The organism is Salinimicrobium sediminilitoris (genome assembly GCF_020866905.1).
GTDB lineage: Bacteria > Bacteroidota > Bacteroidia > Flavobacteriales > Flavobacteriaceae > Salinimicrobium > Salinimicrobium sediminilitoris.
Genome location: NZ_JAIVCC010000013.1, coordinates 299,352 through 325,949 on the forward strand (window position 1 = coordinate 299,352; position 26,598 = coordinate 325,949).

General features: G+C 41.6%; 27 protein-coding genes. 12 read left to right on the forward strand and 15 right to left on the reverse strand.

The annotated features are described in order from the left end of the window. Positions 1 to 28 precede the first annotated feature (28 nt). On the reverse strand, positions 29 to 1,036 hold the full coding sequence (gene lpxK, locus LA313_RS12630; RefSeq protein WP_228915535.1) for a tetraacyldisaccharide 4'-kinase: 1,008 nt from the start codon (positions 1,034 to 1,036) through the stop codon (positions 29 to 31). A gap of 215 nt (positions 1,037 to 1,251) precedes the next feature. On the opposite strand from lpxK, the gene LA313_RS12635 reads away from it, so the two are divergent. The 5 genes from LA313_RS12635 (at position 1,252) to LA313_RS12655 (ending at position 6,149) form a co-directional block, all read left to right on the forward strand. Continuing rightward, the gene (locus LA313_RS12635) at positions 1,252 to 2,346 is read left to right on the forward strand and encodes a Nif3-like dinuclear metal center hexameric protein (protein WP_228915536.1); all 1,095 of its coding nucleotides are present in this window, start codon (positions 1,252 to 1,254) and stop codon (positions 2,344 to 2,346) included. 2 nt (positions 2,347 to 2,348) lie between these two features. After that, the gene (locus LA313_RS12640) at positions 2,349 to 3,128 is read left to right on the forward strand and encodes a zinc ribbon domain-containing protein (protein WP_228915538.1); all 780 of its coding nucleotides are present in this window, start codon (positions 2,349 to 2,351) and stop codon (positions 3,126 to 3,128) included. Positions 3,129 to 3,357: 229 nt separating this feature from the next. Further along, complete coding sequence (locus LA313_RS12645; RefSeq protein WP_228915540.1) at positions 3,358 to 3,936, forward strand: hypothetical protein; 579 nt, start codon at positions 3,358 to 3,360, stop codon at positions 3,934 to 3,936. Between the two features lies 1 nt (position 3,937). Next, the gene (gene msrA, locus LA313_RS12650) at positions 3,938 to 4,597 is read left to right on the forward strand and encodes a peptide-methionine (S)-S-oxide reductase MsrA (RefSeq protein ID WP_228915542.1); all 660 of its coding nucleotides are present in this window, start codon (positions 3,938 to 3,940) and stop codon (positions 4,595 to 4,597) included. A gap of 55 nt (positions 4,598 to 4,652) precedes the next feature. Further along, positions 4,653 to 6,149, forward strand: a complete 1,497-nt coding sequence (locus LA313_RS12655; protein ID WP_228915544.1) for a potassium/proton antiporter — start codon at positions 4,653 to 4,655, stop codon at positions 6,147 to 6,149. 71 nt (positions 6,150 to 6,220) lie between these two features. On the opposite strand, the gene LA313_RS12660 is transcribed toward LA313_RS12655, so the two are convergent. After that, positions 6,221 to 6,655, reverse strand: coding sequence for an organic hydroperoxide resistance protein (locus LA313_RS12660; protein WP_228915546.1), 435 nt, complete (start codon positions 6,653 to 6,655; stop codon positions 6,221 to 6,223). A gap of 64 nt (positions 6,656 to 6,719) precedes the next feature. Here LA313_RS12660 and meaB point away from each other — a divergent pair, with 64 nt between their 5' ends. Beyond that, positions 6,720 to 7,805: a methylmalonyl Co-A mutase-associated GTPase MeaB gene (gene meaB / locus LA313_RS12665; protein WP_228915828.1), complete on the forward strand. Its 1,086-nt coding sequence runs from the start codon at positions 6,720 to 6,722 to the stop codon at positions 7,803 to 7,805. On the opposite strand, the gene LA313_RS12670 is transcribed toward meaB, so the two are convergent. Continuing rightward, positions 7,800 to 8,741, reverse strand: a complete 942-nt coding sequence (locus LA313_RS12670; protein WP_228915548.1) for an NAD-dependent epimerase/dehydratase family protein — start codon at positions 8,739 to 8,741, stop codon at positions 7,800 to 7,802. The genes meaB and LA313_RS12670 overlap by 6 nt on opposite strands. 123 nt (positions 8,742 to 8,864) lie before the next feature. Between LA313_RS12670 and LA313_RS12675 the strand changes: the two genes are divergently transcribed. The 3 genes from LA313_RS12675 to LA313_RS12685 are packed head-to-tail and all read left to right on the forward strand — an operon-like array spanning position 8,865 to position 11,809. After that, positions 8,865 to 9,581: a glycosyltransferase gene (locus LA313_RS12675; protein ID WP_228915550.1), complete on the forward strand. Its 717-nt coding sequence runs from the start codon at positions 8,865 to 8,867 to the stop codon at positions 9,579 to 9,581. Next, the gene (locus LA313_RS12680) at positions 9,574 to 10,197 is read left to right on the forward strand and encodes a lipid-A-disaccharide synthase N-terminal domain-containing protein (RefSeq protein ID WP_228915552.1); all 624 of its coding nucleotides are present in this window, start codon (positions 9,574 to 9,576) and stop codon (positions 10,195 to 10,197) included. Before LA313_RS12675 ends, LA313_RS12680 begins: the two co-directional genes overlap by 8 nt. Further along, positions 10,190 to 11,809 carry an ArnT family glycosyltransferase gene (locus tag LA313_RS12685; RefSeq protein WP_228915554.1) on the forward strand — a complete coding sequence of 540 codons (1,620 nt, stop codon included), beginning with the start codon at positions 10,190 to 10,192 and terminating at the stop codon, positions 11,807 to 11,809. The genes LA313_RS12680 and LA313_RS12685 overlap by 8 nt, the downstream gene beginning before the upstream one ends. Here the strand turns inward: LA313_RS12685 and LA313_RS12690 are convergent. The 4 genes from LA313_RS12690 to LA313_RS12705 all read right to left on the reverse strand — a co-directional run bounded on the left by LA313_RS12690 (position 11,775) and on the right by LA313_RS12705 (position 15,465). Next, on the reverse strand, positions 11,775 to 12,365 hold the full coding sequence (locus tag LA313_RS12690; protein ID WP_228915556.1) for a phosphatase PAP2 family protein: 591 nt from the start codon (positions 12,363 to 12,365) through the stop codon (positions 11,775 to 11,777). The two genes, LA313_RS12685 and LA313_RS12690, sit on opposite strands and share 35 nt — an antisense overlap. A 3-nt stretch (positions 12,366 to 12,368) precedes the next feature. Further along, positions 12,369 to 12,596, reverse strand: coding sequence for a hypothetical protein (locus LA313_RS12695; protein ID WP_228915558.1), 228 nt, complete (start codon positions 12,594 to 12,596; stop codon positions 12,369 to 12,371). A 5-nt stretch (positions 12,597 to 12,601) separates the two neighbouring features. Then, positions 12,602 to 13,984 carry an MATE family efflux transporter gene (locus LA313_RS12700; RefSeq protein WP_228915560.1) on the reverse strand — a complete coding sequence of 461 codons (1,383 nt, stop codon included), beginning with the start codon at positions 13,982 to 13,984 and terminating at the stop codon, positions 12,602 to 12,604. 65 nt (positions 13,985 to 14,049) lie between these two features. Continuing rightward, positions 14,050 to 15,465, reverse strand: a complete 1,416-nt coding sequence (locus tag LA313_RS12705) for a M20/M25/M40 family metallo-hydrolase (protein ID WP_228915561.1) — start codon at positions 15,463 to 15,465, stop codon at positions 14,050 to 14,052. Between the two features lie 168 nt (positions 15,466 to 15,633). Here LA313_RS12705 and LA313_RS12710 point away from each other — a divergent pair, with 168 nt between their 5' ends. Then, entirely contained in the window at positions 15,634 to 16,224 is a 591-nt protein-coding gene (locus tag LA313_RS12710; protein WP_228915562.1) for a hypothetical protein, read from the forward strand. A 36-nt stretch (positions 16,225 to 16,260) separates the two neighbouring features. On the opposite strand, the gene LA313_RS12715 is transcribed toward LA313_RS12710, so the two are convergent. From LA313_RS12715 to LA313_RS12740, 6 genes are all read right to left on the reverse strand, one after another. Next, positions 16,261 to 18,186 (reverse strand): tetratricopeptide repeat-containing sensor histidine kinase, encoded by a 1,926-nt coding sequence (locus LA313_RS12715; RefSeq protein WP_228915563.1) that lies wholly within the window; start codon positions 18,184 to 18,186, stop codon positions 16,261 to 16,263. Between the two features lie 170 nt (positions 18,187 to 18,356). Continuing rightward, a complete protein-coding gene (locus LA313_RS12720; protein ID WP_228915564.1) occupies positions 18,357 to 18,632 on the reverse strand; it encodes an ATP-dependent Clp protease adaptor ClpS in 276 nt (91 codons plus the stop codon). 50 nt (positions 18,633 to 18,682) lie between these two features. Then, positions 18,683 to 19,528, reverse strand: coding sequence for a 50S ribosomal protein L11 methyltransferase (gene prmA, locus LA313_RS12725; protein ID WP_228915566.1), 846 nt, complete (start codon positions 19,526 to 19,528; stop codon positions 18,683 to 18,685). Between the two features lie 2 nt (positions 19,529 to 19,530). Then, positions 19,531 to 20,283: a triose-phosphate isomerase gene (tpiA, locus tag LA313_RS12730; RefSeq protein WP_228915568.1), complete on the reverse strand. Its 753-nt coding sequence runs from the start codon at positions 20,281 to 20,283 to the stop codon at positions 19,531 to 19,533. Positions 20,284 to 20,626: 343 nt separating this feature from the next. Next, a complete protein-coding gene (locus LA313_RS12735; RefSeq protein ID WP_228915569.1) occupies positions 20,627 to 21,721 on the reverse strand; it encodes a BT_3928 family protein in 1,095 nt (364 codons plus the stop codon). An 11-nt stretch (positions 21,722 to 21,732) separates the two neighbouring features. Beyond that, entirely contained in the window at positions 21,733 to 22,290 is a 558-nt protein-coding gene (locus tag LA313_RS12740) for a DUF1599 domain-containing protein (protein ID WP_228915571.1), read from the reverse strand. Positions 22,291 to 22,376: 86 nt separating this feature from the next. On the opposite strand from LA313_RS12740, the gene folP reads away from it, so the two are divergent. Further along, entirely contained in the window at positions 22,377 to 23,201 is an 825-nt protein-coding gene (gene folP, locus LA313_RS12745; protein WP_228915573.1) for a dihydropteroate synthase, read from the forward strand. Between the two features lie 38 nt (positions 23,202 to 23,239). Beyond that, positions 23,240 to 24,013: a diadenylate cyclase gene (locus LA313_RS12750; RefSeq protein ID WP_228915830.1), complete on the forward strand. Its 774-nt coding sequence runs from the start codon at positions 23,240 to 23,242 to the stop codon at positions 24,011 to 24,013. Here LA313_RS12750 and LA313_RS12755 read toward each other — a convergent pair. Together LA313_RS12755 and truA are read right to left on the reverse strand one after the other, a co-directional pair. Next, a complete protein-coding gene (locus LA313_RS12755) occupies positions 24,010 to 25,782 on the reverse strand; it encodes an ABC transporter ATP-binding protein (protein WP_228915575.1) in 1,773 nt (590 codons plus the stop codon). The two genes, LA313_RS12750 and LA313_RS12755, sit on opposite strands and share 4 nt — an antisense overlap. Then, on the reverse strand, positions 25,782 to 26,522 hold the full coding sequence (gene truA / locus LA313_RS12760; RefSeq protein ID WP_228915577.1) for a tRNA pseudouridine(38-40) synthase TruA: 741 nt from the start codon (positions 26,520 to 26,522) through the stop codon (positions 25,782 to 25,784). Before truA ends, LA313_RS12755 begins: the two co-directional genes overlap by 1 nt. Positions 26,523 to 26,598: the final 76 nt, after the last annotated feature.

Genomic DNA, 26,598 nt, shown 5'->3' on the forward strand with positions numbered 1-26,598 from the left:
ATAATAAAAAATGAGACTGTAAAAGGTCTCATTTTTTTTGCACATAATCCAGTACCAGAGCATCAAACTCCCCACCTCTATGAAGGAACCTGTTCCTTATTGGGAGATAAAAGATCTTCTCTCTGGATATTTCATTTTTGAGCCGCATATAATCTTTTTCGGTAGTGATAATAAGCTCCTGGTGTTGAAGTTCCCGCAGTTCGGCTTCTGTGAAGTTATGGTGATCTTTGTATGCCTTATGCTCAAAGATCAACCCTAATTCCTGAAGATGATCCACAAGAGGTTTTGGATTGGCTATACCTGTTACCAGCGTAAAAGGGGTTTTTTGAAGCTCCTTTAATTTGAGGGAATTATTTCTTCCAAAAACAGTTTCGCTGTATTCTATACTACTAAGAAAAACTTCCTGTTCGGGAGTGGGTTTCAGTTTTTTGATTATCTCCATCTGCTCTTCCAAAGAAAGATCTGCAGGGCATTTCGTTACCACGATCACTTTAGCCCTTTTTGCTCCCGAAACCGGTTCTCTCAGGTCACCTGCGGGAAGCACAAGATCATTGCGATATATTTTTTGATATGAAGTGAGTAGAATATACAATCCGGCAGCAACGCTTCTGTGTTGAAAAGCGTCATCCAGCAACACGACCCCGGGCTTTGGATCTTCTTTAAGCAGTTCTGCTATTCCATGAGTGCGAACTTCATCTACAGCCACCACAACATCCGGAAATTTATATTTGAACTGCAGGGGCTCATCCCCTACTTCTGTCGCCGGTTCATTGCCCGAAAGCAAAATATACCCCTTGGTTTTTCTCCTATAACCACGGCTTAAAGTTGCTACTTTATGATCCTTTTTGAGCAGGTGAGTAAGATATTCCACCATGGGAGATTTACCTGTGCCACCCATACTTAGGTTGCCCACCACGATAACAGGCAGGTCAAAACTTTGGGAAGGTAAGATTCCGCGGTCATAAAGCTTATTACGCACACGCATCACTCCCCCGTAAAGAATGGAAAAAGGATAAAGTATTTTTCTTGCAGACATGGATGCGAAGGTAATTTTTTTCAGGAAACGGAAAAGATCTTTTATAGCAACAGCAAAAAAAATTATAGTTAAAATTTCCCTTTTTTGAAACTCTGTTTCTGTGGAAATTTCTTCTGAAGATCCACTAAGAAAATAAAAACTCCAGAGAAACTTTCTGATTTTATGCGCTTGGCATCAGAATATTTATCTTTGACTTCTTCAGTAAAAAAGAAATTATGTTCATTAAAGACGTTATTCAGGAAATTGAAAAATTTGCTCCTACTGCCTATGCCGAAGCTTATGACAATGTTGGTTTGCTCACCGGCTCCCCAAATACCGAGGTCACAGGTGCGTTGGTGACCCTGGACACCCTGGAAGATGTGGTGGATGAGGCATTGGAGAAGAATTGTAACCTCATCATAAGTTTTCATCCCATAATTTTTTCAGGCCTTAAAAAACTTACGGGCAGCAATTATGTTGAAAGAACTGTGCTAAAGGCCATAAAGAACGACATCGCTATTTACGCGACTCACACTGCCCTTGACAACAGCTTTAAAGGTGTAAATGACGTAATTTGCGAACAACTGGGGCTAAATAAGAGGAAGATCCTTGTCCCCCAGGGAAACACAATTAAGAAATTACTCACTTTTGTTCCAAAGAATGATGCTGCAAGTGTTAGAGAGGCTTTATTTGCCGCCGGCGCAGGAACTATTGGAAATTATGATCACTGCAGTTTCAATCTTATTGGCAGTGGATCCTTCCGCGGAAATGAGGAATCAAATCCCGTCATTGGAAGAAAAGGAGAAACCCATTATGAGGAAGAAGCGCAGATTGGGGTGACCTTTCCGAAGCATCTTGAAAAGAACATTTTAAATGCCCTTTTTGACAGTCATCCTTATGAAGAGGTTGCATATGAGGTCACCAGTCTTGAAAATACCAATCAACAAATTGGACTTGGAATGATTGGAGAACTCGAGGAAGAAATGGAAGAAAAGGCTTTTTTAAGGCAGGTGAAAGAGACCTTTAAAAGTGGACTCATAAGGCATTCATCACTGTTGGGAAAACCAATTAAAAAAGTTGCTGTTTTGGGAGGAAGCGGAAGTTTTGCCATTGATAAAGCTATAGCCGCCGGGGCAGATATTTTTATTACTGCAGATCTTAAGTATCACGACTTCTATAAAGCCGAGCAAAGACTGGTGCTGGCCGATGTTGGGCATTACGAAAGTGAGCGGTACACAAAAAACCTCTTAGCCTCTTTTCTTAAGAAAAAATTTGCTAATTTTGCAGTCGTTTTATCAAACACAGAAACCAATCCTATCAAGTATTTTTAACTATGGCAAAAAAATCCGATGTTACTGTAGAAGAGAAGTTAAGAGCGTTGTACGATCTTCAACTTATAGACTCCCGCGTGGATGAAATAAGAAATGTACGAGGTGAACTTCCGCTTGAGGTAGAAGATTTAGAAGATGAAGTTGCGGGCCTTAACACTCGTATGGAGAAAATGGATGCCGACCTGGAAGTGATCGACCAGGGTATCAACACCAAAAAAGTTTTGATAGAAGATGCGAAGGCATTGATCAAAAAATATAACGAGCAGCAAAAAAATGTACGTAACAACAGGGAATTCAATGCACTTTCAAAAGAAGTCGAATTCCAGGAGCTCGAAATAGAACTTGCTGAAAAGCAGATCAAAGAGTACCGTGCACAGATCGACCAGAAGAAAGAGGTGATCGAGCAAACGAGAGAACGCTTGACCGAACGCCAAAAACACCTTGAACACAAAAAAGGAGAGCTTGATGAGATCCTTGCTGAAACTGAGAAGGAAGAGAAAGCCCTTCTTGACAAGTCAAAAGAGTTTGAACAGCAAATTGAAGATCGCCTGGTAAATGCTTATAAAAGAATTCGTACCAGTGTAAAGAACGGTCTTGCCGTAGTTCCTGTTGAAAGAGGAGCATCTGGAGGTTCATTTTTTACCATTCCACCGCAGGTTATTATGGAAATAGCCGGTCGCAGGAAGATCATTACAGATGAGCACAGTGGTAGAATCCTTGTAGATGAAGAATTGGCACAGGAAGAAAGACAAAAAATGAATGAACTTTTCCAAAAGTTCTAATTTTACTTCCATAAAGTATTTAAACCCTTCACAACAGTGAGGGGTTTTTTGTTGAAAATAGATTTGAGATGTGAGTATTGACTATTGACTATTGAGACTATTAAACATTAAAACCTCAATCTTGGCTCTTGTTTCTTGAAGCGCAGCGATCTTGTTTCTTTTTCCATTAACATCTGTTTCACAGAAATCTAATTTGTATGGCTTAACTTTAAAAACTAAACTTACAACTATGAAAAAAATATTTTTCATTCTCACAGCAGTTGTTTTATTCTCTTGCAACGATGGAAAAACGGGCAGCTCCGACACCTCTGAAAGAATAGATCCAGACACAATCTCTGCCGACACTCTGCCTCCCGGAAATCTCCAGGAAGAAAGAGACGCGGTACAGACAGAAAAAGAAGTGGCCCTGTCTGAAGTTGAGCCTATGAAAAGTAATTTAGGAAAATACCGAAAACTGGTAGAAAACAAATCAGCTGCTGACTGTAGCTGCGAATGCATAGAAATTTCATACAACCATGCCACAGAGTGGTGTATAGACAAGGATAAGATGTATATAAATGCTATGTGTAAAAAAACAGGAGATAACACGGCAGATGTATATTTCGTCTCAGCTTCCAGAGAGAGTTCCCCCGACAGGGTCTTGCCCTGGAATGAATTCGATACCAATACTCCCGTGGCTACTCTCACCTTTCAACAGGACGGAAGTGCAGAACTCGACTGGCTCGGGTTCTCAAAAAACGGAGAAGTAGTGACAGATTATGCACTTTACGGTAAGAAAACATTAGAAGGAACATATAAAAAAGAATGAAATGAAATATTTGATCTTAACTCTCTTTTTCAGTCTAACTGCCTGCGGAAATTCCTCGGGCGAGCCGGTTACTTTACCCGAAATAGCCAATGCCGAACCGGTGGAAGTACCTCTTCAGGATGGTCTTAAAAGAGCTTATTTTGCCAGTGGCTGTTTTTGGTGTGTGGAGGCAGTTTTTGAAAGTGTAGCTGGGGTGAAAGAAGCGGTCTCAGGTTATTCCGGCGGACATACTAAGAACCCAACCTATGAAGAGAGTAACACCGGCCGGACAGGTCATGCCGAAGCAGTAGAAGTAATTTATGATCCCGAGGTAGTGGATTTCGCTACTCTTACAGATGTTTTCTTCGGCTCAATGGATCCTACTCAAAAAAATGGACAGGGTCCCGATCTCGGCTCCCAGTACCGTTCGATCATTTTTTATCAAAATGCCGATCAAAAAAAAATCATTGAGCAAAAAATGAAAGAACTGGCTGGCCAGTATAAAAAGGCGATTGCTGTAGAGGTATTGCCTTTTCAAAAGTTCTGGGTGGCAGAAGATTATCACCAGGATTACAAGAAGCTTAATCCCAATGATCCATATATACGGAATGTTTCTGTTCCCCGCATGAACAGGTTCAAGGAAAAATTTCCGCAGTTACTTAAGGAAAATCAACCTCAATAACCCCCAAAAAAGCCTAAAATTGGTTTTCTTTGCCGAAACAGAATAAGCCCTATAAATGGATATTACCACAGAGAATGTACTTTTAATAGGTTCAATTCTGCTTCTTATAAGTATCCTGGCAGGGAAAACCTCATATAAATTTGGAGTACCCACGCTTATACTTTTCCTCTCGGTGGGAATGTTAGCAGGTTCCGAAGGAATTGGAAAGATTGAATTTGATGACCCTCAACTTGCACAGTTTATAGGTATAGTGTCTTTAAATTTCATCCTCTTTTCTGGAGGTCTGGACACCAACTGGAAGAGTATAAAGCCTATTGTTTGGCATGGAATCTCCCTTTCTACCCTTGGCGTCCTCTTTACTGCACTTTCTGTGGGGACCTTTGTTTGGGCGATCACAGATTTTACTATTTATGAAGGACTGTTGTTAGGAGCGATTGTTTCCTCAACAGATGCAGCTGCAGTTTTCTCTATTCTTCGCTCAAAGAACATGGCGTTAAAAGCAAATATTAGACCTACGCTGGAGCTGGAAAGCGGGAGTAATGACCCCATGGCTTATTTTCTTACTATAGCGTTTTTGGGTTTGGTGGTGAACCAGGATCAAAGTCTGCTTTCAATAATTCCGCTTTTTCTCCAACAGATACTCATTGGCGGTGCGCTTGGTTTTCTCTTCGGAAAGCTGAGCAAAATTATCATTAATAAAATCACTCTGGATTTTGAAGGGCTTTATCCTGTACTTGCGATTGCCCTGATGTTCCTGGCCTTTTCGGCTACAGACAGGCTGGGCGGAAACGGCTTTTTAGCTGTCTATCTTGCCGGAGTTTACCTTGGAAATCAAGACCTCATCCACAAACGTACAATTATGCGCTTTTTTGACGGGGTTGCCTGGCTTATGCAAATCGTTCTTTTCCTCACTCTTGGGCTTCTTGTCTTTCCAAGTGATATTATCCCGGTTCTTGGTCTTGGGGTTTTAATTTCAGGATTTCTTATTCTTATCGCCCGGCCCATAGGAGTCATGTTAAGTCTTGCTCCCTTTAAAATGAAGATGCGCCGCCGCTGGTATATTTCCTGGGTTGGCCTGCGGGGAGCCGTGCCAATTGTTTTCGCCACTTATCCCCTTCTGGCGGGTATCGAAAAGGCGCACATGATCTTTAACATCGTATTTTTTGTTTCCCTCACCTCAGTACTCGTGCAGGGCACTACGCTCTCAACAGTTGCAAAATGGCTGCATGTTGCACTTCCAAAAAAGGCAAAAAGAATATCCCCTGTTGACGCCTTTCTCGCAGATGGCACAAAGTCCCTTATTCGGGAAATCACCATTTCGCCAGATAATTTTACCGTAGGAAAAAGGATTGTAGATATTCATTTTCCTCGGAATGCTATTATTGCAATGATCTCCCGCAATGGCCAGTTTCTTACTCCAAACGGCGCTACCCAAATCGAAGAAGACGATACCCTGATCGTTCTCATGGAAAACCAGCGCAACGTGGAAGCAGTATACAATAGCCTTCACCTGGCCTATAACCCGGATTCAGAAGACGATGAAAATCTTTAATTTCTCTGAAATAAAGTCATAAAAAAAGAGCATTAAAAAATGCCCTTTTTGAATGGTAAAACGTGAAGAATCTATTCTTCCTCATCATCCAGCATAAGATTAAGCGTTACATCAACGTTGTCGCGGGTGGCTCTTGAGTATGGACAAATTTCGTGCGCCTCATTTACCAGCTTTTCGCCTGTCTCCACATCTACCCCCGGAATGTAAGAATCAAGAATGACCGAAAGTTGCAGGTCTCCTTCTTCAGTTTGTCCAAGGTCTACAGAAGCTGTCACAGAAAAATCTCCCAGATCTACCTTATGTTTTTTGGCTACAACCTGCAATGCACTCCCGTAGCAGGCAGAATAGCCGGCAGCAAAAAGTTGTTCGGGGTTTGTCTTTTCCTCACCATTACCGCCCATGGATTTGGGCATACTAAGATCTAGGTCGAGAACTCCGTCATCACTTTTTACGCTTCCTTCTCTCCCGCCGGTTGTGGTAGCTACACCAGTATACAATGTCTTCATAATGATCTTTTATTTTATTATTTTAGTACTTCAATATACAAATAAGATCTCCACCTAAAAATTAATTCCCAGTTTGAAAAATCCATCGGCTCTACATGAAAAAGAAGGCAGTCGCCCCTCATCGGAGATTAACGCGGCAATGGCCAAAAAAATAAGGGATTCCCGCAAGAAGGAATTCACGGTTGATGAAATGTTCGCCCGGCTTAGATCGGGGGACAAATCAGCCCTGAGCCAGGGAATTACCCTCGTCGAGACCAACCAGCCAAAGCAACAGGAAAAGGCCGCTCAACTTATTGAAAAATGCCTGCCGTTTGCAAATGAATCAATCAGGATTGGGATAACAGGTGTACCCGGAGTTGGAAAAAGCACCTTTATTGAAGCCCTTGGCGGCCATTTGGCTGACGCCGGAAAAAAAGTAGCAGTGCTGGCGGTAGATCCCACCAGCACAATTTCGGGCGGAAGTATTTTGGGAGATAAGACCAGGATGGAGACCCTGGTAAACCATAAGAATGCGTTTATTCGACCTTCCCCTTCGGGAGATTCCCTTGGAGGGGTGGCAAAAAAGACACGTGAGACCATCATTTTATGTGAAGCGGCAGGTTTTGACACCCTTCTTATTGAAACCGTGGGCGTGGGACAAAGTGAGACCACCGTTCACAGTATGACCGATTTCTTTTTGCTTCTGAAACTGGCCGGCGCTGGAGACGAACTTCAGGGAATAAAACGCGGAATCATGGAAATGGCCGATGCTATTGTCATCAACAAAGCTGATGGTGAAAATAAAAAACCGGCCGAAAGAGCCCGAGCCGAGTTCCGCAGGGCTTTGCACCTTTATCCGGCCAAAGAAAGTGGCTGGCAGCCTAAGGTTTTACTTTGCAGTGCATATTATAAAGAGGGAATTTCTGAAGTATGGGAGCTTATTTTAGATTATGAGCAAAAAATGAAAGCCGGCGGGGATTTCAGCAAAAAACGGCATGAACAGAATAAATTTTGGTTATTACAAACGATTAATGAGCATTTAAAAAGCCGCTTTTACAACCATCCGGAGATCAAGAAATTGCTAAAACAGCAGCTCGAAGCGCTGGAGAACAACGAAACAACTCCCTTTGAAGCAGCTAATTATTTGCTTCAGCAATACCGGGAACTATAGAAAATTTTCCCTGTACCATTCTACCTGAAGCCGCAGCCCTTCTTTAAGTGTGGTTTTTGGTTGATATCCCAGCATTTTTTTCGCCTTCTGAATATTGGCTAAGGTTCTGGACTGGTCCCCCTGTCTTCTTGGTTTTACCTCAAGTTCAATCTTCTTCCCAAGGATCTCCTCTATCATTTCAATTCCCTGCTGAGTCTTGTGTTCTTCTTCGGCTCCAAGGTTAATGATCTCTCCATCCAACAATTCATGATTTTGTACGGCTTTAAAGATCCCGTCGACGATATCGCCTACATAGGTAAAACTCCTTAGATGTTTTTCACTCCCTTCAAAAATAGGAAAAGCCCCTCCTTTTAATCCGCAGGCGATTAGTTTGGTATAAAGCTTCTCGGGACGTTCTCGTGGGCCGTAAACAGAAAATAGTCTTAGAGAAGAACACTTTATCTTTTTCCCCCTGCTCAATACCAGCGCAAGCTGTTCTGCGGCTAGTTTTGAAACTCCGTACCAGGAGGCCGGTTTTGGTGCTACAGTTTCACGGAAAGTTGCCTCGAGACCATAAACTGAAGAAGTTGAAATGTTGAAAAAATGCTTCAGGTTTTCATTTTGTTCAGCGAACTCCAGGAGATTTTGAGTGGCTATTACATTGTTGCTGAAATATTCTTCAAAAGTACTTTCAGAAGAAATTCCGGGTTGAGCCGCAAAATGAATAATGAAGTCGAAATTTGAAGAAAGTGAATCAAAGGCTTCAGGCTTTCGCAGGTCCATTTTGATCACTTCAATTCCTTTTTTCCGAAGAGTTTCAGCATTAAGCTCTTTTAAAGAAACATCGTAGTAATCTGAAAAGTTATCGAGTCCGGTCACGGTGTAACCTTCTTTTTGTAAACGTTCCGCAGCATGTGATCCAATGAATCCGGCTGCTCCCGTTATTAATACCTTCATATTTAAATGTCTTTTTCTCGAGTTTTACGGTTACAAAGAAACGAGTAATTTTCTAAAAAGCGCCTTTACCCTGTGGCTGTATAGAAATTGTAATATTACTACCTTTGCGCATATTTAATTTTAATGGAATACCAATTTACTATCGTAGTTCCTCTCTACAACGAAGCACCTAATTTATTAAGGGTGGAGCAGGAATTAGATAAATACATACAAAAAGCACCTATTAGAACCTGCGTCCTGTTTGTCAATGACGGATCTACAGACAATAGTCTTCAACTGGTTCAGGAAATTTCACGTCGTAACACAGCTTTTAAGTATATCTCTTTTGACCAGAATTACGGTTTAAGTTCGGCTATCAAAGCAGGTTTTGATCGTGCCGAAACTCCTTTGATTGGCTATATAGATTCAGACCTTCAAACAGATCCCGAAGATTTTGATTTGCTGCTGGAGCAGATAGGGGAATATGACCTTGTAACGGGGGTGCGCACCGATAGAAAAGATTCTTTTAAAAAGAACCTTTCTTCCCTTGTTGCAAATGGTATAAGACGCAGCTTTACCCAAGATGGCATGGATGACACCGGCTGCCCCTTAAAAGTAATCAAAGCAGATTATGCGAAACGTATTCCCATGTTTAAAGGACTGCACCGGTTTCTGCCCGCGATGATCCTTCTCCAAAATGGTAAAATAAAACAGGTTCCCGTGAGACATTACCCCAGGATCGCAGGGAAAGCGAAATTCCACCTGCTCAATAGGCTCGTGGGTCCCTTTGTAGATTGCTTTGCTTATTTGTGGATGAGGAGGAATTACATCAATTACAAAGTAGCTCAAAAGAATGAGTAGCTGGCAGGTGTATACTATTGGGTTTATTGCCCAGGCCCTTTTCTCGGCCAGGCTCCTGCTACAATGGATAGCTTCTGAAAAACAAAAAAAGGTTCTCACCCCTTCCAACTTCTGGAAGGTCTCTCTTTTCGCTTCTTTCTTACTGTTCGTTTATGGCTACTTACGTAGTGATTTCTCTATAATGCTGGGCCAGGCTCTTACTTATTTTATCTACATACGTAATATGCAGTTACAGGGAGAATGGAAAAAAATGTCACGATGGCTGCAGCTTTTTCTTTATTTTTTCCCGGTAATTCTGTTCATTTATTCATATAACAACAATGTTTATGACGTTCAAAACCTGTTCTATAATGACAAAATACCATTATGGCTACTGGTATTAGGATCCACCGCTCAGGTAATTTTTACATTGCGCTTTGTTTATCAATGGGTTTATTCTGAAAGGATAAAAAAGTCTGTATTACCAATGGGGTTCTGGCTCCTCAGTTTTGCAGGCGCGGTTTTGATCCTCATTTATGCAATTTTGCGGAAAGATCCTGTCCTGTTTGTAGGACACCTGGCGGGAAGTGTGATCTACGTAAGGAATATGGTTTTAATAAGAAGAGAAGATGACTAAAAATAAAAAATACCTGCTCTACATCCTCCTTGTCTGGGTTCTGATCTTCCTGGTCCACCTCGACGTGATCTATGTAAACATTATGGAGGCGCGTAATTTTATTACGGCCCGGGAAATGGTGACCGATGGAAATTGGATCCTCACCACCATGAACGCCGAAGCCCGTTATGAAAAGCCCCCGTTGCCTACATGGCTGACCGCCATAAGCGGCATGATCTTCGGATTCAGAAGTATCTTTGGAATGCGACTTCCGGCAGCCCTTCTAACCCTCCTGCTGCTTTACGTTTTCTACAGGTTCATTCCGAAACTGGGGGTCACTTTAAAGCATTCATTTTTGGCTACGCTTATCCTGGCCAGTTCTTTTTATATCATCTTCATGGGGCGAAATGGGCAATGGGATATTTTCACCCATTCGTTCATGATGGCGGCAATTTATTTTCTGTGGAACTTTTTTAGCAGTGAAAAAAACCTGATACAAAATGCCATTTTTGGAGCATTATTTTTTGGCTTTTCTTTTTTAAGTAAAGGACCTGTTTCCCTTTATGCCTTGCTCCTGCCTTTCCTTATCGCCTATGGAAGTATTTATGGCTTCAAAGGATTTACAAAAAAGTGGAGAGCCTTTTTTATCTTTCTAATAATAGCCCTCTTCATTAGTGGCTGGTGGTTTTTATACGTAAGACTGGCAGATCCTGTTTCGTTTATAGAAATCACCTCAAGGGAGACTACCCGCTGGACAAATTACAACGTACGGCCATTTTATTACTATTGGAGCTTCTTTACCCAAAGTGGAATATGGACAATTCCGGCCTTTGTTGCTTTACTGTATCCTTATTTGAAGACGCGGGTCTCGAATAAAAAGGCTTATAAATTCGCTCTTTTATGGACCCTGGCTGCAGTGGTTTTGCTATCGATCATTCCCGAAAAAAAATCCCGCTACCTCCTGCCGGTTTTAATACCCATGGCCTTAAACACCAGCTTTTATATAGAATACCTCTTTAGAAACTTCAAAGAACTCCCAAAAAAGGAAAATTGGGTTGTTTATTTTAATCATGGTTTGATCGCGACTATAGGACTAGTATTCCCGGTTGCCGGCTACTTCCTGCTCGAACTGGAAGGTCACTGGTTCTGGTATATCTCTGCATCCATAGTACTTTTCGGACTTGGACTTGCTTTATTATACTTTCTGAAAAAGCGAGAATATCCGAAAATTTTTCATCTCACTGTTGCCTTTATCTGCGGAATAATTGTCTTTGCATTTCCGCTTTCAAACGCTTTTCTGAAAAACCCGGATTTCAGGAATTTTGATGAACTTCGGAAGGTTTCTGAAGCCGGTGGTTTCCAGGTCTATGAGTATGCTACTGAAACCCCCGAGATCATTTGGGAGTTTGGAAAACCTATTCCGAAGTTAACCAGGGAAAACCTTAGATTACCTGAAGAAGAGAAATTCGGAATTATTATGAGGGAACGGGATTCAGTCCTAATAGACTCTCTAAAAGGGGATTTTGAAATGCTGTCTTCAGAAAGATATGACCTCAACTACGTCAATCCTGAAGCTTCGGGATATAAGGACAGGTTGATCAGGCAGTTTTATCTCCTGAAACGGAAGGACTAAAATACTTTTTCAGCAAAAATCGAAATAGCAGGTAGAAAGTATATCCAATTCCTATCCCAATTATCCAGCCGGTAAGAATATCTCCGGGATAATGTACGCCGATATAGATACGGCTGTAGGAAACCAGGAGCCCCCAGACTATTAATACTCCAAAAATGTGTTTCCAGTAAGTTTTGAGGATCATTCCAAGAAACACAACAAGAGCTGCCGAACTTGCTGCATGCGCAGAAAAATAGCCGTACCTGCCGCACCTCACTGCTACAAATCGTGCGTATTCCATCACACCTTCCTGCCTGCACGGGCGGGGACGCTCAAAAAAATGTTTAAACAGGTTGGAAAGTTGATCTGTACAGGTGATCACCGCCGCTACCAGTACGAGGCTTAGCAAAGTCTTCTTCCATCCCAGTGCCCTGTATAGAAAAAAAACAAGCAGCATGTAAAATGGGATAGACGCAAACTTATTGGTAATGAAATTCCAGAAGTCATCCCAGGCGGGATTCCCAAGATTATTGAGAAAAAGGAAAATTTCGTGATCCAGTTCTACCAACTGCTCCATAATTTAGTCTTCGTATCTGGAAATTTCCCGGTCATAAAAATCGGTGGCCTGTTGAATAAAGCCTTCGGCTTCAGAAGAAAGCTCCTTTTCATCGGTTGCATCAAAATCTTCCAGCCATTCTACCTCGTCATTTTCCAGGTTTATAATGAACCTTGGAAATTCGGTATGAATGATAAAAATTGCATCGGGATAATCTGTATTATCACCTAAGAGGAATTTTGGAAAGTCCATAGTTTCTATTGTACATTTTGTTCGGCAGGCTGGCCCGCAGGCTCTACCGTAAGTAATAATTTATTGCTTAAATAATTAAACCGAAGATACAACATTAATGCCGATGCAGTAAGACCGGCGAGTAACCCATACCAGATCCCCATGCTGCCTAGAGCAGATTCTTTCCCCAGGTACCAGGATACAGGAAAACCAATGATCCAGTAAGCTATAAAGCAAATAAGCGTTGGAAACTTTACATCCTGCAGCCCTCTTAATGCTCCAAGTATTACAACCTGCATTCCGTCACTCAGTTGAAACAGGGCCGCTACGATCAACAACTGGGCGGCCAGTAAAATAACTTCGGCATTATCGATATAAAGCGTGGGAAGCCAATCCTTCAGCAAAATAAAACCTACCGCAAAGACTGCTTCGATCAAGAAAACGAGTAAAAAAGTTGAGAACGCAATACGTCGAAGCTCATGAAAATTTGCTTTCCCTTTTTGGTTTCCCACGCGAATGGTTGCGGTCACCCCTAACCCAACCGCAATCATAAAAGTCATTGATGCGAGATTGAGGGCAATTTGATTTGCTGCCTGCGGATTTGTTCCTAAAGTACCGGCGAGAAAAACAGTAGCGGTAAAAATAGCAACTTCAAACAGCATTTGTAAAGCGGTAGGAAATCCAAGGGCAAATAACTTTTTAAAAATATCAATCCTTAACAGGCCTCTTTTGGACCAGATAAAATATTTTCTGAATTTTTTCTTTCTCCTCAAGATCTCCCACAGGAACCACAACATAAAAAATCGCGAAATTAAGGTCCCCAATGCTGCCCCTTCCAGTTCAAGTCTTGGAAAAATCCAGATCCCGTATATGAGCAGGTAATTAAATACCACATTCACAACATTGGCGATCAAGGTGGCATACATTGCATAGCGCGTTTGGGAAAGACCATCGGCAAACTGCTTATAAGCCTGGAAAAACATTAGCGGGATCATAGAGAATGCGACTATCTCCAAATAAGGAATTGCGAGGTCGACCACTTCTGGCGGTTGGTCAAGATGATATAAAATTGGTTTGGCCAGTAACAACAGGATAAAAAGAAATAATCCATTGATACCGCACATGATCACCCCGTGATGGAAGTAACTTTTCCCGGTCTCGATGTCTCCTGAACCATCGGCTTCAGCAATAAGAGGCGTGATAGCAAAAGAAAACCCGATCCCAAGGGAAAGGGCAATAAAGACAAGACTGTTGCCAAGAGATACGGCGGCCAGGGGTGCAGCTCCAAGTTGGCCAACCATGATATTATCGGCCAGGCCGACCATAACATGGCCCAGCTGCCCAAGCATCACAGGATATGCAATGTTCAGGTTTTTACCAAATTCTCTTGTGTAAGCTGTAAGCTGCAACCTTAAAAGTTTGAGGCTGCAAAGATAGAAAGTTTAATTGCCGGGCGACAACCCGGCCATTCTTTTTATTTCAGGATTTCGGACTCATTTTCTATATCGTCAAATCCGTATTTGTCCACCAGGTAAACCAGCGAAGCCATGGTTGCGGCTCCCAATTCCAGTTCCCGTTTATTTACAGCATCAAAGGTATCTGTCGCGGAGTGGTGGTGGTCAAAATATCGTTGCGAATCTGGACGAAGCCCGGCTAAGACCGTGCTGCCATTTTTAAGGGGACCAATATCGGCCCCGCTACCTCCTCTTGCGAAGTAATGAACTAAATAGGGTTCAAAAAGGGGTTTCCAGCCCTGGATTTTTTCATACTGGGAATCTCTCGCCTCAAAGGAAAAACCTCGTGGAGTAAAGCCTCCGGAATCGCTTTCGAGTGCAAAAATGTGATTTTCCTTATTCTTCTTTGCAACTTCAGCATATTTATTCCCGCCTCTAAGACCATTTTCTTCGTTCATGAAGAGCACTACTCTTATTGTCCTTTTAGGTTTGATTCCCGATTCTTTCAGCAGTCTCAACACCTCCATAGATTGAACAACTCCTGCGCCATCATCATGAGCCCCGTCACCAACATCCCAGGAATCCAAATGCCCCCCCACTATGATATATTCATCTGGGCGTTCACTGCCTTTGATCTCTCCAATTACATTATAAGATTCAACATCTTCATAATTGCGGCAGTTCATTTTATAATAAAATTCCAGGTCCTTATTTAATTTAAGCATGCTGCTGAGGTACTCGGCATCTTTAGTACTAATTGCCGCTGCAGGAATTCTTTCATTATTTGGCACATCCCCATAACTCATAGAGCCAGTGTGTGGATACTCATCAATTTTATGAGAAAGCGATCGCACTATTACTCCGGCGGCACCATATTTAGCAGCTTCGGCAGCTCCAGAATATCTTTGATCCACACAACCTCCATAGGCTTCAAAAGTGTGAATAAGATCGGCACGCATTGGGCGGTTGTAAAAAACGATCTTACCCTCGATCTGCTCTCTTCCATATCTCGCCAGGTCTTCAATACCCTGCACCTCGATCACATTGGCTCTAAGGCCGGTATCTGGAGTGGCAACAGAACCACCCAAAGCAAGTATATTTACAATAGTTGAAGGCCCTCCCTGGGATTGCACGTAAGCGTATTCGGGAGTGCCACGCGTCCACTTTGGCACCATTACCGGCTGCAACCAAACACGATCAAGACCTAATTTTTCCATTTCGGCCTTAGTGTATTCTACCGCCTGCTGTGCACTCACCGAACCCGATAATCTTCCTCCAATGTAATTGGACAAATGATCAAGCCAGGCATAACCCTGCCCGTGAAGTAAAGCGACATCATAAAGTTTCCTAAGAGCAAGGGAATCCTGCTGTGAATTAGATTGTGCCCTTGCATTCAAGCTAACAAGTACGATAAGAAGAGCTGCTATTTTTTTCATAAGATTTTGCTAAACAGTAAACAAATGTAAAAATCATTCCAAACCTGCTCAAAGATGAGAAAATATTAATGATTTTTTTCCTGAAGCCCATTTGAACTTAAATTTTTTCCTTTTTCACAGAAGCTTAACTGCAGTCAATTTTCTATCTTTCGCAAAAATTAATACTCCTTGAACAAGCAGCAAATAATTGATAACGTCTCCACCCTACTACAGGAAATACCTACTTCCATGGAGATCGTTAAAGATGATCATAAAAGGGAAAAAAGATTTCACTACCTCGCGAAACACATGGTCGAAAAAGCCATTGAAAAAGATGCGCTCATAACTTCTCCAGACGGAAAAGGGATAGCAATTCTTTTTAAAACCAGCAGTAAGGACAAAAATTTCTGGAAAGACCTTATTATGGACATTAAACTGGCAGTTAATGTTACCGGAATTTCTAAGGGATTGAATGCTTTGAAAGTGCAAAAGTATGTAAAGGCCCAAAGACCAAAGGAAGGCGAATACCTTTACTGCTGGTTTTGGGGAATTCTTAGTGATGCCCGTGGCAGTGATGATGCCAAGACGGCCTATGACATGAAAAATCAGTTCTACGCAATTGCCAGGGACCTGCAGCTTCCCATTTACGCGGAAACCAGGATAAGACGCATAAGTCTTGCCTATCGCCGGTATGGTTTTAAATTATTCAATGAATGGGATCATCCCAGTGGAGATAAGATGTACTTTCTTAAATACACTCCACCTGCAAAGGACGAATAAATAAGCTCCGGAAATCTTTTTTAGTCAAACGGCTTTTTAAGAACTAAATGGAATAAGAAATTCTGCTTTGAGGCCTTTCCCCGAGGTTTCAAAAACGGCATTTCCTTTAATTGTTTTTAGACGTGCCTTCAGGTTTTTTATTCCGTTTCCGTTTTCTAGGATGTCCTTTTTGGAGCCTACTCCATTATCTGAATAGCTTATTTTTAAATTTTCATTTTCAGGAGAGAAAATAAGCGCTACGAGTTTTGCATCGCTGTGTTTCCTCATGTTCACCATCATTTCCTGAAGCACACGATATAATACGATCTTTTTTTCGGGTTCAAGACCGTTCCAGTTAATGCTGTTTTCACCACGTATGATCAACCTGGTTCCCGGCGGGACAGCCCCAGAAAGCATATGGAGAAGATTCTGTAGATATTCACTTCCTGTATGAATTTCACTGTTCTCCCTTGAAAAATCACGGGTTCGTTGGTAAATTTTTTCCAGTTTGTCTACTATTGGCGGTGGAGCTACCGGCTCTAACGAACTCATGACATGGTAAATATCATTTGCCAGTTCATCATGTATTCTTTTTGAAATCCTGCTTTCTGTAAGATAGATCTGTTTAATATTTTCTCTTTTAGTTCGCTGCCTGTAGTTGTAAAAAAGTGCTCCCGAAAGGATCAAAATTACCATAGCGGTGAGGTAACTAACAATATTTCTCGTGCGCAGTTTCTCTGCTCTAAGTTGCTGACTTACATTTTCGGCCTCCAAAAGGTCAATTTGCTGCTCCTTTCGTTCTTCATCAAATCTAATTTTCGCGAATTGATACCTCAGCTTTGTACTGGCGTCTTCAAGACTGTCATTTAAGAAGAGATATCGATCGAGATATTTATCCCTGGAGTTACCGTCACTAAGAGAGATAAGCCTTTCCAATGCCTCCATTTCACCTGTAGGATATGAGAGGGAAGTAGCCGTTTCATAAAATTTCTCGGCGTAATATTTTGATTTTGCCTTATCACTATTAAGGTAGTAATTGGAAAGGTGCGAATAGCTGGCAATTAAACCTTCCTTATCCCCTATCTCCTGTCTCTTTTCTAAAACTTCCTGAAGAATTATTCCCGAATTAAAGGTAGAATCCTGTAACCATTGGGTAAAAGCATAATTCTCCCGAAACCTTATTCGTGAATTCTCATCTACTTCTTCAGATTTTATTATCTCTTTGAAGATGTTGATCGCCTCGGTGTAATTGTGCTGATCTTTGTGAAGAAGTGCGATATTGTGCAGATAACTTAGACTATCCTGCCTGTTAACTGCGTAATTTAAAGCCTGATTATATTCCTTAAGTGCTTCCGAATAAAGCCCCTGCGCCCCATAAGAAAGACCAAGCACGTTGTGTGCAGAACTCACATAGTTAGAATCCCTTTCACTATTTATATATTTTAAGGCTTCTGTAGCCATTTCCTGGCTCCCGGGATAGTCCCCCAGTCCCAGCTGGGCATTTGCCATGTCCAGCGAACGTCTACCTGCCAGGGCGGTGTCTCCTAACTTCAAGTACAAATTGCGCGAATAATAAGCATTTCGCAATTGGGCTTCAGGATTTACCCTTCTATAAATTTGAGATTTCCTGAAATAGCCTTTTGCCTGGTAAAAAAGATCCCCCTGCATCTCTGCTGTGGCAATAAGGCTGTCAACCCAAAAAGGAACACTATCATGCTCGTCAAGCATGCGGAAAGCATAGATCTTACCATCGAGTAAGGCTACAAGAGAAGTATCACTCTTGTCTGTTATTACCTCCAGGCCTTTATTGTATAGTCTGAGTTTTTCCCCGGGATCTGAAGTTTCCAACCCCAAAAGGTAATAATGCCCTGCGGTACCCGGCAAGGGCTGCGGTGGCATCTCCTCCTTGTCCCCGTCCTGACATCCAAGCAGCGTGATTAGACAAAGAAAGAGAGCAGTCCATAGGATCTGCTGTTTTTTCATACTACAAACTTACTAAAAAGGCTTAACAGGAAATTAGTGTTTTAGGAACAAATCCTTAATAAATTCATAAAAGACTAGATTGGAGCAGATAATAATCCAGTATTTTTGCTAATACAGATAAAAAAAGGCAGGAGTATAACTCCTGCCCATATAAAAAACGATTTTACTATCTAAACGATCTCGGCGGTCAAGCCTTCTTCAAGCAACTTTCCACAGCGGGGTTCGAGTTCTTTATACGTACCCGTTTTCACAGTACATTTTCCCTTATAATGCACGAGCAGAGAACACTGCTCGGCCTGCTCGGGTGTGTGATCACAGGCTATAATAAGGGTTTCTATAACATGATCAAAAGTATTGTAGTCATCATTATAGAGGACGATCTCGTGCAGCTTTGACTCCTTGCTTTCTACTTTCTTCTTTTCAAGAACTTGTTCTTGTGTGCTCATAACCAGACATTTTCATTTACAAAAACAGCTTCAAATATAAGAATTTCTTCTCAATCCTTCTTTTTGTTAAACTTTAAAGCCACCCATTCTTCCCGCTCTTTGGAATCTTCATATTCCAGGCCATATTTTTCACATTCCGCTTTTATCACGGGGATATCTCCGGAATAGAATCCGCTGAGGTACATTTCACCGCCCGGGTTGAGGGATCTGTTATAACTCGGCATGTCTTCCAGTAGAATATTCCTGTTTATATTAGCTATGATGACATCATAATGACGGTCCTGGAGCAACTCTGCCCCACCTTCGAAAGCCTCAATCTTAATACACTCATTGCGCTCAACATTCTCCTGGGTATTTTGGTAGCACCAGTTGTCAATATCAATAGCATCCAACTGTGATGCGCCTCTTTTTTCGGCCACTATGGCCAATACCCCTGTACCGCAACCCATATCAAGAACTTTCTTCCCTTGCAGGTCCTGCTCAAGCAGGAATTCAATCATCATGTGAGTGGTCGCATGATGACCCGTTCCAAATGACATTTTTGGCTCGATCACTATATCATAAGTCACATCGGGTTTTGGGTGAAAGGGAGCTCTTACTCCGCATTGCTCGTTTACGACAATAGGGTGGAAATTCTTTTCCCACTCAACATTCCAGTTCACCTGTTCAATTTCGGTCTGGGTAAAGGAAATATCAAATTCATTGGACTGGAGAATGTGTATTCCCGTCATGGACTCGGCATCATATTCTTCTTTCGGAATATATGCTGTGATCCCGTCTTCATTCTCCACAAAGCTTTCAAACCCCATCATGCCGAGCTCGGCAATAAGAATTTCGGAAGCCGGTTGTGGAGGCTCAATCAAAAATTTAAACTCCAGATAATTCATATTCTCCATTTTTAAAAGGCATTGGCAATAGCCATAAAATCTTCGGCATTAAGACTGGCACCGCCAATAAGTCCGCCATCTACGTCTTCTTTTGCAAATATTTCCTGGGCATTTCCAGGCTTAACGCTTCCGCCATAGAGTATTGCGACCTCATTGGCCAAATCATTGCCAAATTTTTCGGCAACAGTTTTTCGTATGAAGGCGTGCATTTCCTGTGCCTGTTCGGGAGAAGCGGTTTCTCCAGTTCCAATCGCCCATACCGGTTCATATGCAATTACAATTTTCTTCCAATTGGCTTCAGATACATGAAAAAGTCCTTTTTCCAGCTGTCGTTTTACAACATCAAAATGTTTGTCGGCTTTTCTTTCATTAAGTTCCTCTCCGCAGCAAAAGATCACCTCCATGTCATTTTCCAATGCAGCATCTACTTTCTTGGCCAGCAGTTCATCTGTTTCCTTATAAATGGCACGGCGCTCACTATGTCCTAAAATGACTGTTTTCACCCCAATACTGGTAAGCATTCTTGCAGAAACCTCACCTGTATAAGCTCCTTCACTGTTCTCATTCATATTTTGTGCAGCCACGTCAATGGACGACTTTCGTAATGATTCAAACGCGTGGTGCAGGTTGGTGAAAGATGGTGCTACAATCACTCTTACACCTTCAGATTCCTTATAAAGTTTTTTAATGTTTGACAGCAAATCTTCAGTTTGAGCCAAATCATTATTCATTTTCCAGTTTCCGGCTACTATTTTATCTCTCATAATCAATGTTTAATGGTAAGTTAGTATTCTGTTTTTGATGGTTTAGCCAAAACTTTTATAAAATCCCTCCGGAAAATCTTAATAATGAACCGTTTAACTCAGCCGGAATTTTAGCTGGTTTTGGAAGTGCAAATATAAGGCTGCAGACTTTAAGAACCTGCGGAAAGCCAAGAAAAACCAAGAAAAATGAGATATAAAATATGCCATTTTTGACACCGGTAATTCTGAAGTTATCTGAATTTTTTCGCTTCAGATTTTCAGAAGATTTTTTTTTTGCTGAAGTGAGTATTATCTAAAATTACTGCAGAAATATTCCTTTCCGAAAATGCCTTTTTTGAAGCCTTTAAAGCTCAAGCTTGTCGGAATCGTTCCAGTGCAATTTTTGGAGAATAGTGCCTTCCTCAAGCTTCACAAGCCCCGGGTTACTCCTAATGATGGTCTTAAGAGCAGTTTCATCACTAAAATACCAATCCAGGTCCAGGTTGTATTTTTCATTTATTTTCTCCTTAAGGTCTTCTCCCGAAGCCGAAAGTCCAACAACCCTGTATCCATTGCTGCGGGCCTTCTCAATTACATCCTGTAGTTTGCGGAGACCATCATTTTCACTGCGGCGAAGGCTGTAAGCAACGATCATGAGGAGCTTATCTTCAGCAAGGATTGTTGAGATTTGATCTTCTCCATCTTTTTCTATGGAGAAATCGTGAATGGGAGGTTCGTAACCTTTCTGGACCATTTCGGTTTCCACTTCTATAAATTCTCCCTGCACCGAAGGGTAGGCGCCCCTGGTAGTGTAGATTTTTTCTTCCCCGTTCACTCTAAACTTCCAGTGATAATCATAGACTGCCTCGGGCGCTCCAGCGGGAACGGTCATAGCCTGTTCAATATTTGTCCCTTCTTTATACGCCCGGAAATCAAAAACCGGCAGGTACATCAATACATAATACGCAAACACGAAACAGAGCATGAACGACAGAAAAACGATCCATCTATGAGAGGCTTTGGCAAAATAAGGAGTGATGTATTTCCTGTTAAAGAAGAGGATTAGTATAAGTACCAGGAGGAACATATCTTTATAAAAGGACTGCCAGGGCGTGAGAGGAATGGCATCCCCAAAACACCCACAATCTGTCACCTTATTGTAATAGGCCGAATAGAAGGTGAGAAAGCCAAAAAATATAACCATAAGAAGCAATGCCCAGGTCGTAAATTTTGGGAGGTAGCCTATAAGTAACATGACACCAAGCACTAGTTCAAAGACCACCACCAATAGAGCAATTACCAGGGCAAATGGCGCTAGAAATTCCAGATTGAGCACCGAAGGACTAAAATATTCTTCCAGTTTAAATGAAAAACCAATAGGATCGTTGAGTTTAATAAATCCCGAAAAAATGAATAGAATACCTGTTACCCACCGGGAAATGCCTACTAGTAGTTTCATATCAAACCGTTTTATGTTTTACTCAATTCGCTATTTTCGTGAATATGTATTAAAGCAAAAACCGCATAATTGATCATATCCTCATAATTTGCTTCGATTCCCTCACTTACCAGGGTTTTGCCTTTATTATCTTCAATTTGTTTTACTCGAAGGACCTTTTGGAGAATAAGATCTGTAAGGGAACTTACTCTCATATCCCGCCAGGCTTCCCCATAATCGTGATTCTTATTTTCCATGAGCTGCTTTGTACGTGCAATCGTTCGATCATAAAGCTCTTCTACTTCATTTACTGAAAGATCGGGTTGTATTGCGACTCCTTTTTCCAGCTGCACCAAAGCCATTACCGAATAATTGATGATACCAATAAATTCGGGCACTTCTCCTTCATCCACTTTTCTCACCTCGTTTTCCTGCAGCCCCCTTATTCGCTGAGCTTTAATAAATATCTGGTCCGTAAGCGAGGGAAGTCTCAAAATACGCCAGGCACAGCCGTAATCTTTCATCTTCTTCATAAAAAGGCCGCGACATTCGGCAATAACAGAATCATATTGAGCAGAGGTGTCCTTCATAGAAACGGGTAATTTGTGTAAATTTCGCTGATTTTATTCTTTTTGTCAAAGTTAATTTTTCCAACCAAAAAACAGCATTTTTTAGGATGTATATCAACTGCAAAGGCCATCTAATAGATCTTTCCACTCCCAAAGTAATGGGTATTCTTAACATCACCCCAGATTCTTTCTACGATGGGGGACAAAGACAAAACCTGGAGGAGCATCTGCAACAGGCAGACAAAATGCTTCAAGAGGGAGCAGATTTTATTGATATAGGTGCTTACAGCAGCAGGCCCGGAGCCACAGATATTTCAGAAGCTGAAGAATTGCAGCGAATCCTTCCGGTTGTGGAGGTGCTGATTAAGAAATTTCCGAACATTATTATTTCTGTAGATACCTTCCGCAGTGAAGTGGCACGACCGTGTGTGGAAGCAGGGGCGGCTATGATCAATGATATTTCCGCAGGAAACCTTGACGACAAAATGATGGCAACTGTTGCAAAACTGCAGGTACCCTATATCATGATGCATATGAGAGGGAACCCTCAAACTATGAAGGATCTCAACCAATACGAGGATCTTACCAAAGATATCCTCTTCTACTTTTCTGAAAAAATTGACCGCGCAAGAGAGCTTGGGATCAATGACCTCATCATAGATCCCGGCTTTGGATTTTCTAAAAATATTTCCCAGAATTTTGAATTACTGTCCCACCTGGAACTATTTAAAAACCTGGATTTACCCATCCTATCAGGTCTCTCCCGGAAGTCGCTTATTTATAAAACATTTCACACAACGCCAGAAGAAGCCCTCAACGGCACAACTGTTCTTAACACAGTTTCTTTATTAAAAGGAGCTAATATCCTTCGGGTACATGACGTGAAAGAAGCGGTGGAATGCGTGAAATTACTGCAGCAGTTAAAAAACTAACCTATATTTTTTTACATTTACCAAAACACACGCCTACTTTGGATTTTCTAGATCTACGCATTCTCGATATTGTTGATATCATCTTTATTGCAGCCCTGCTCTACTATATATATAAATTAGTTAAAGGCACTGTAGCTGTCAACATCTTTATTGGGATCGTGATCATTTATTTTGCCTGGAAGCTCACGCAGTTACTTCGTATGGAAATGCTTAGTAGTGTTTTGGGTGAGTTCATAGGAGTAGGAATGTTTGCTTTAATAGTGGTTTTCCAACAGGAAATAAGAAAATTCCTCCTCATGATTGGTTCCACTAATTTTGCCAGAAGAAGACGCTTTCTTCAAACATTGAAGTTAATAAAGGATGACCTTGAAACCCCGAATGACGTTGAGGCGATTGTAAAGGCGTGCGAAAACATGGGTAAAACCAATACCGGTGCTCTTATTGTGATCCAGCGGAATACCAGTCTGGATTTTATTAAACAAAGTGGAGACCCAATGAAGATCCTGGTCAATCAACCCATTATTGAATCTATTTTTTACAAGAACAGTATTTTGCATGACGGGGCGCTGGTCATAGAAGACAATTATATCACCGCTACCAGAGTGATCCTGCCTGTATCCAATGACCGCACTATACCACTACGGTTTGGACTGAGACACCGAGCTGCCGTAGGAATTACTGAAAAAACAGATGCTCTGGCCCTTGTAGTGAGCGAGGAAACAGGACAGATCTCTTATATTAAAGACGGGGAATTTGTCATGTATGAAGACAGGGATGATCTGGTCCAAAAGTTAAAAGCAGACCTTGTTTAAAGGGTTTCTTCTTCCTGCATGAACTGGACCTCATAAAGATTTTTATAATAGCCGTTCTCTTTCTTAAGCAGCTGGGAATGAGTTCCCATTTCTACTATTTTACCGGCATCCATCACCAGGATCTTATCGGCCTTTTTCACGGTTGCCAGTCGGTGAGCAATGACAATTGAAGTACGACCTTCGGTGATCTTGAGCGTCGCATCCTGTATGAGCTGTTCACTATAGGAATCGACAGAAGAAGTTGCCTCATCAAGCACCAGGATACTCGGGTTACTCACGTAAGCTCTCAAAAATGCGATTAATTGACGTTGTCCCGAAGAAAGCATAACCCCACGCTCCTTGACGTTATAGTCGTAACCGCCCGGCAGACTGGCAATGAATTCATCAACACCAATATCCTTAGCCGCCTGCACCACAGATTCCTTGGTGATCGTGGGATCGTTGAGCGTAATGTTATTAAGAATGGTATCGGCAAAAAGAAAAACATCCTGGAGAACAATGGCAATTTCTCCCCTAAGTGATTTGAGAGTAATATCTTTTACATCTATTCCATCAATAAGAATACGCCCGCTGGAGATTTCGTAAGAACGGTTAAGCAAATTAATGATGGTGGATTTTCCTGCACCGGTAGCTCCAACAATAGCAACAGTTTCTCCCGCCTGGGCTTTAAAGGAAACCCCCTTAAGAACTTCTTCATCCCCAACATAACTGAAACGAACATCCTCAAATTCTATTTCTCCTTTAAGGTGATCTACCACGGTCTTGCCATTATCGGGAATAGAAGATTTTGTATCCAGAACTCCAAAAACCCGGTTTGCGGCCACCATTCCCATTTGTAGCGTATTAAATTTATCGGCTATTTGACGAAGTGGTCTAAAGAGCATCTGGCTCAATTCGACGAAGGCAACGATAACCCCAAGAGTAATGGCTTCGCTTCCAGCCACAACTCTTAACCCTCCATACCACACGATCAAACCAATTGTAATAGAAGTCGCCATCTCGGCAATTGGAAAAAATATGGAGTTATACCACACGGTTTTTACCCAGCCCTTGCGGTGTTTATCATTGATCTCTTTAAAATTCTCATATTCCTTTTCTTCCCGGGTGAAAAGCTGCACGATCTTCATACCTGTAATTCGCTCCTGAACAAAAGTGTTAAGATTCGCCACCTGAGTTCGAACTTCTTCAAATGCCAATTTCATTTTCTTCTGAAAAATTCGTGTCGCATACAAGATAAAAGGAAGCACTACCAGGACAAGAAGAGTAAGCTTCCAACTTTGATAAAACATAAAACCAAGAATAACGATCATTTTTAGCAGGTCACTTATGATCACAAATAAACCTTCACTAAAAATACTGGATATAGTTTCTATATCACTCACTGCCCTGGTCACCAGGCGCCCCACTGCAGAATTGTCAAAATATTTCATTTTGAACTGCAGCATGTGTTTAAATAAATTTACCCTTAGGTCCCGAATAACTTCCTGGCCCAGCCAGTTCGCGAAATAAATAAAGCAGAATTGAAAAATTACCTCCAGGAGTAAAACTCCCACCATAAGACTTATGTAGAACAGGAGTTGATCATTATCCTGCGGCACAATTGAATTATCTATTGTAAGCTGCAATAGATAAGGCCGCATTACACTTAGAAAGGATAAAAGGATAGCAGCAACGGCCACAAAATAAAATGCCCACTTATACACGTGCGCATATTTGAGCAATCGCTTAAACAGTCCAAAATCAAATGCGTTTCCCGTTGATGCTGCCATTAATTAAAAATACTATTGGGATACAAGATCCTTGTTAAATACAATCCGTGAGCCGGTACAGAGGCTCCGGCTTTGCTCCTGTCTTTGCTCTTAATAATTCGATGCAATTCCTGCACTTCAATTTTACCCAATCCAATTTGCAATAAGGTACCTACAATGGCCCTTACCATATTTCTCAAAAATCTGTCGGCAGTAATGTAAAAGATAAGGGTACTATCCTGCTGCTCCCATCTTGCTTCCTCTATGCTGCAGTTGTAGGTGTGAACATCTGTTCTGGATCTGGAAAAACATTTAAAATCTGAATATTGCAATAAAATTTTAGCTGCTTTGTTCATCTTTTCCACATCCAGTTCCCTCTTTACAAAATAAGCCGAATCATTAACAAAAACATTTTTTCGTGATGTGATGTGATACTCGTAGGAGCGTGAAACAGCATTAAACCTCGCATGAGCATCAGCTTTTACAAACAGTAGATCTTTTACCGCTATGTCTTTTGGCAGTAAAGAATTTATCCTGAAAATAAAACTTTTGGACAGGTTTGCTTCGGAATCAAAATGGGCAAAAATTTGCCGGGCGTGTACTCCGGCATCTGTCCTTCCCGCACCCACTACTTCGATTTCCTCCTGAAGCAGGGTGCGTAGAGATTCTTCAACAACTTGCTGCACCGAAATTGCTTCAGGTTGACGTTGCCAACCATGATAAGCCTTTCCGAAGTATTCCAGCTCCAAAAAATATCTCAATCTAAATTTCTACTTTTGCAAATTAAAGAAACAAAGATAAGCCATTAAAGGCAACTGCTCATTCTTCCTGCCTTTA

What these genes read in the sequence shown, in the direction of transcription:
- lpxK (WP_228915535.1), bottom strand. Translation starts at nt 1,036, where the DNA reads ATGTCTGCAAGAAAAATACTTTATCCTTTTTCCATTCTTTACGGGGGA.
- LA313_RS12635 (WP_228915536.1), top strand. Translation starts at nt 1,252, where the DNA reads ATGTTCATTAAAGACGTTATTCAGGAAATTGAAAAATTTGCTCCTACT.
- LA313_RS12640 (WP_228915538.1), top strand. Translation starts at nt 2,349, where the DNA reads ATGGCAAAAAAATCCGATGTTACTGTAGAAGAGAAGTTAAGAGCGTTG.
- LA313_RS12645 (WP_228915540.1), top strand. Translation starts at nt 3,358, where the DNA reads ATGAAAAAAATATTTTTCATTCTCACAGCAGTTGTTTTATTCTCTTGC.
- msrA (WP_228915542.1), top strand. Translation starts at nt 3,938, where the DNA reads ATGAAATATTTGATCTTAACTCTCTTTTTCAGTCTAACTGCCTGCGGA.
- LA313_RS12655 (WP_228915544.1), top strand. Translation starts at nt 4,653, where the DNA reads ATGGATATTACCACAGAGAATGTACTTTTAATAGGTTCAATTCTGCTT.
- LA313_RS12660 (WP_228915546.1), bottom strand. Translation starts at nt 6,655, where the DNA reads ATGAAGACATTGTATACTGGTGTAGCTACCACAACCGGCGGGAGAGAA.
- LA313_RS12670 (WP_228915548.1), bottom strand. Translation starts at nt 8,741, where the DNA reads ATGAAGGTATTAATAACGGGAGCAGCCGGATTCATTGGATCACATGCT.
- LA313_RS12675 (WP_228915550.1), top strand. Translation starts at nt 8,865, where the DNA reads ATGGAATACCAATTTACTATCGTAGTTCCTCTCTACAACGAAGCACCT.
- LA313_RS12680 (WP_228915552.1), top strand. Translation starts at nt 9,574, where the DNA reads ATGAGTAGCTGGCAGGTGTATACTATTGGGTTTATTGCCCAGGCCCTT.
- LA313_RS12685 (WP_228915554.1), top strand. Translation starts at nt 10,190, where the DNA reads ATGACTAAAAATAAAAAATACCTGCTCTACATCCTCCTTGTCTGGGTT.
- LA313_RS12690 (WP_228915556.1), bottom strand. Translation starts at nt 12,365, where the DNA reads ATGGAGCAGTTGGTAGAACTGGATCACGAAATTTTCCTTTTTCTCAAT.
- LA313_RS12695 (WP_228915558.1), bottom strand. Translation starts at nt 12,596, where the DNA reads ATGGACTTTCCAAAATTCCTCTTAGGTGATAATACAGATTATCCCGAT.
- LA313_RS12705 (WP_228915561.1), bottom strand. Translation starts at nt 15,465, where the DNA reads ATGAAAAAAATAGCAGCTCTTCTTATCGTACTTGTTAGCTTGAATGCA.
- LA313_RS12715 (WP_228915563.1), bottom strand. Translation starts at nt 18,186, where the DNA reads ATGAAAAAACAGCAGATCCTATGGACTGCTCTCTTTCTTTGTCTAATC.
- LA313_RS12720 (WP_228915564.1), bottom strand. Translation starts at nt 18,632, where the DNA reads ATGAGCACACAAGAACAAGTTCTTGAAAAGAAGAAAGTAGAAAGCAAG.
- prmA (WP_228915566.1), bottom strand. Translation starts at nt 19,528, where the DNA reads ATGGAGAATATGAATTATCTGGAGTTTAAATTTTTGATTGAGCCTCCA.
- tpiA (WP_228915568.1), bottom strand. Translation starts at nt 20,283, where the DNA reads ATGAGAGATAAAATAGTAGCCGGAAACTGGAAAATGAATAATGATTTG.
- LA313_RS12735 (WP_228915569.1), bottom strand. Translation starts at nt 21,721, where the DNA reads ATGAAACTACTAGTAGGCATTTCCCGGTGGGTAACAGGTATTCTATTC.
- LA313_RS12740 (WP_228915571.1), bottom strand. Translation starts at nt 22,290, where the DNA reads ATGAAGGACACCTCTGCTCAATATGATTCTGTTATTGCCGAATGTCGC.
- folP (WP_228915573.1), top strand. Translation starts at nt 22,377, where the DNA reads ATGTATATCAACTGCAAAGGCCATCTAATAGATCTTTCCACTCCCAAA.
- LA313_RS12755 (WP_228915575.1), bottom strand. Translation starts at nt 25,782, where the DNA reads ATGGCAGCATCAACGGGAAACGCATTTGATTTTGGACTGTTTAAGCGA.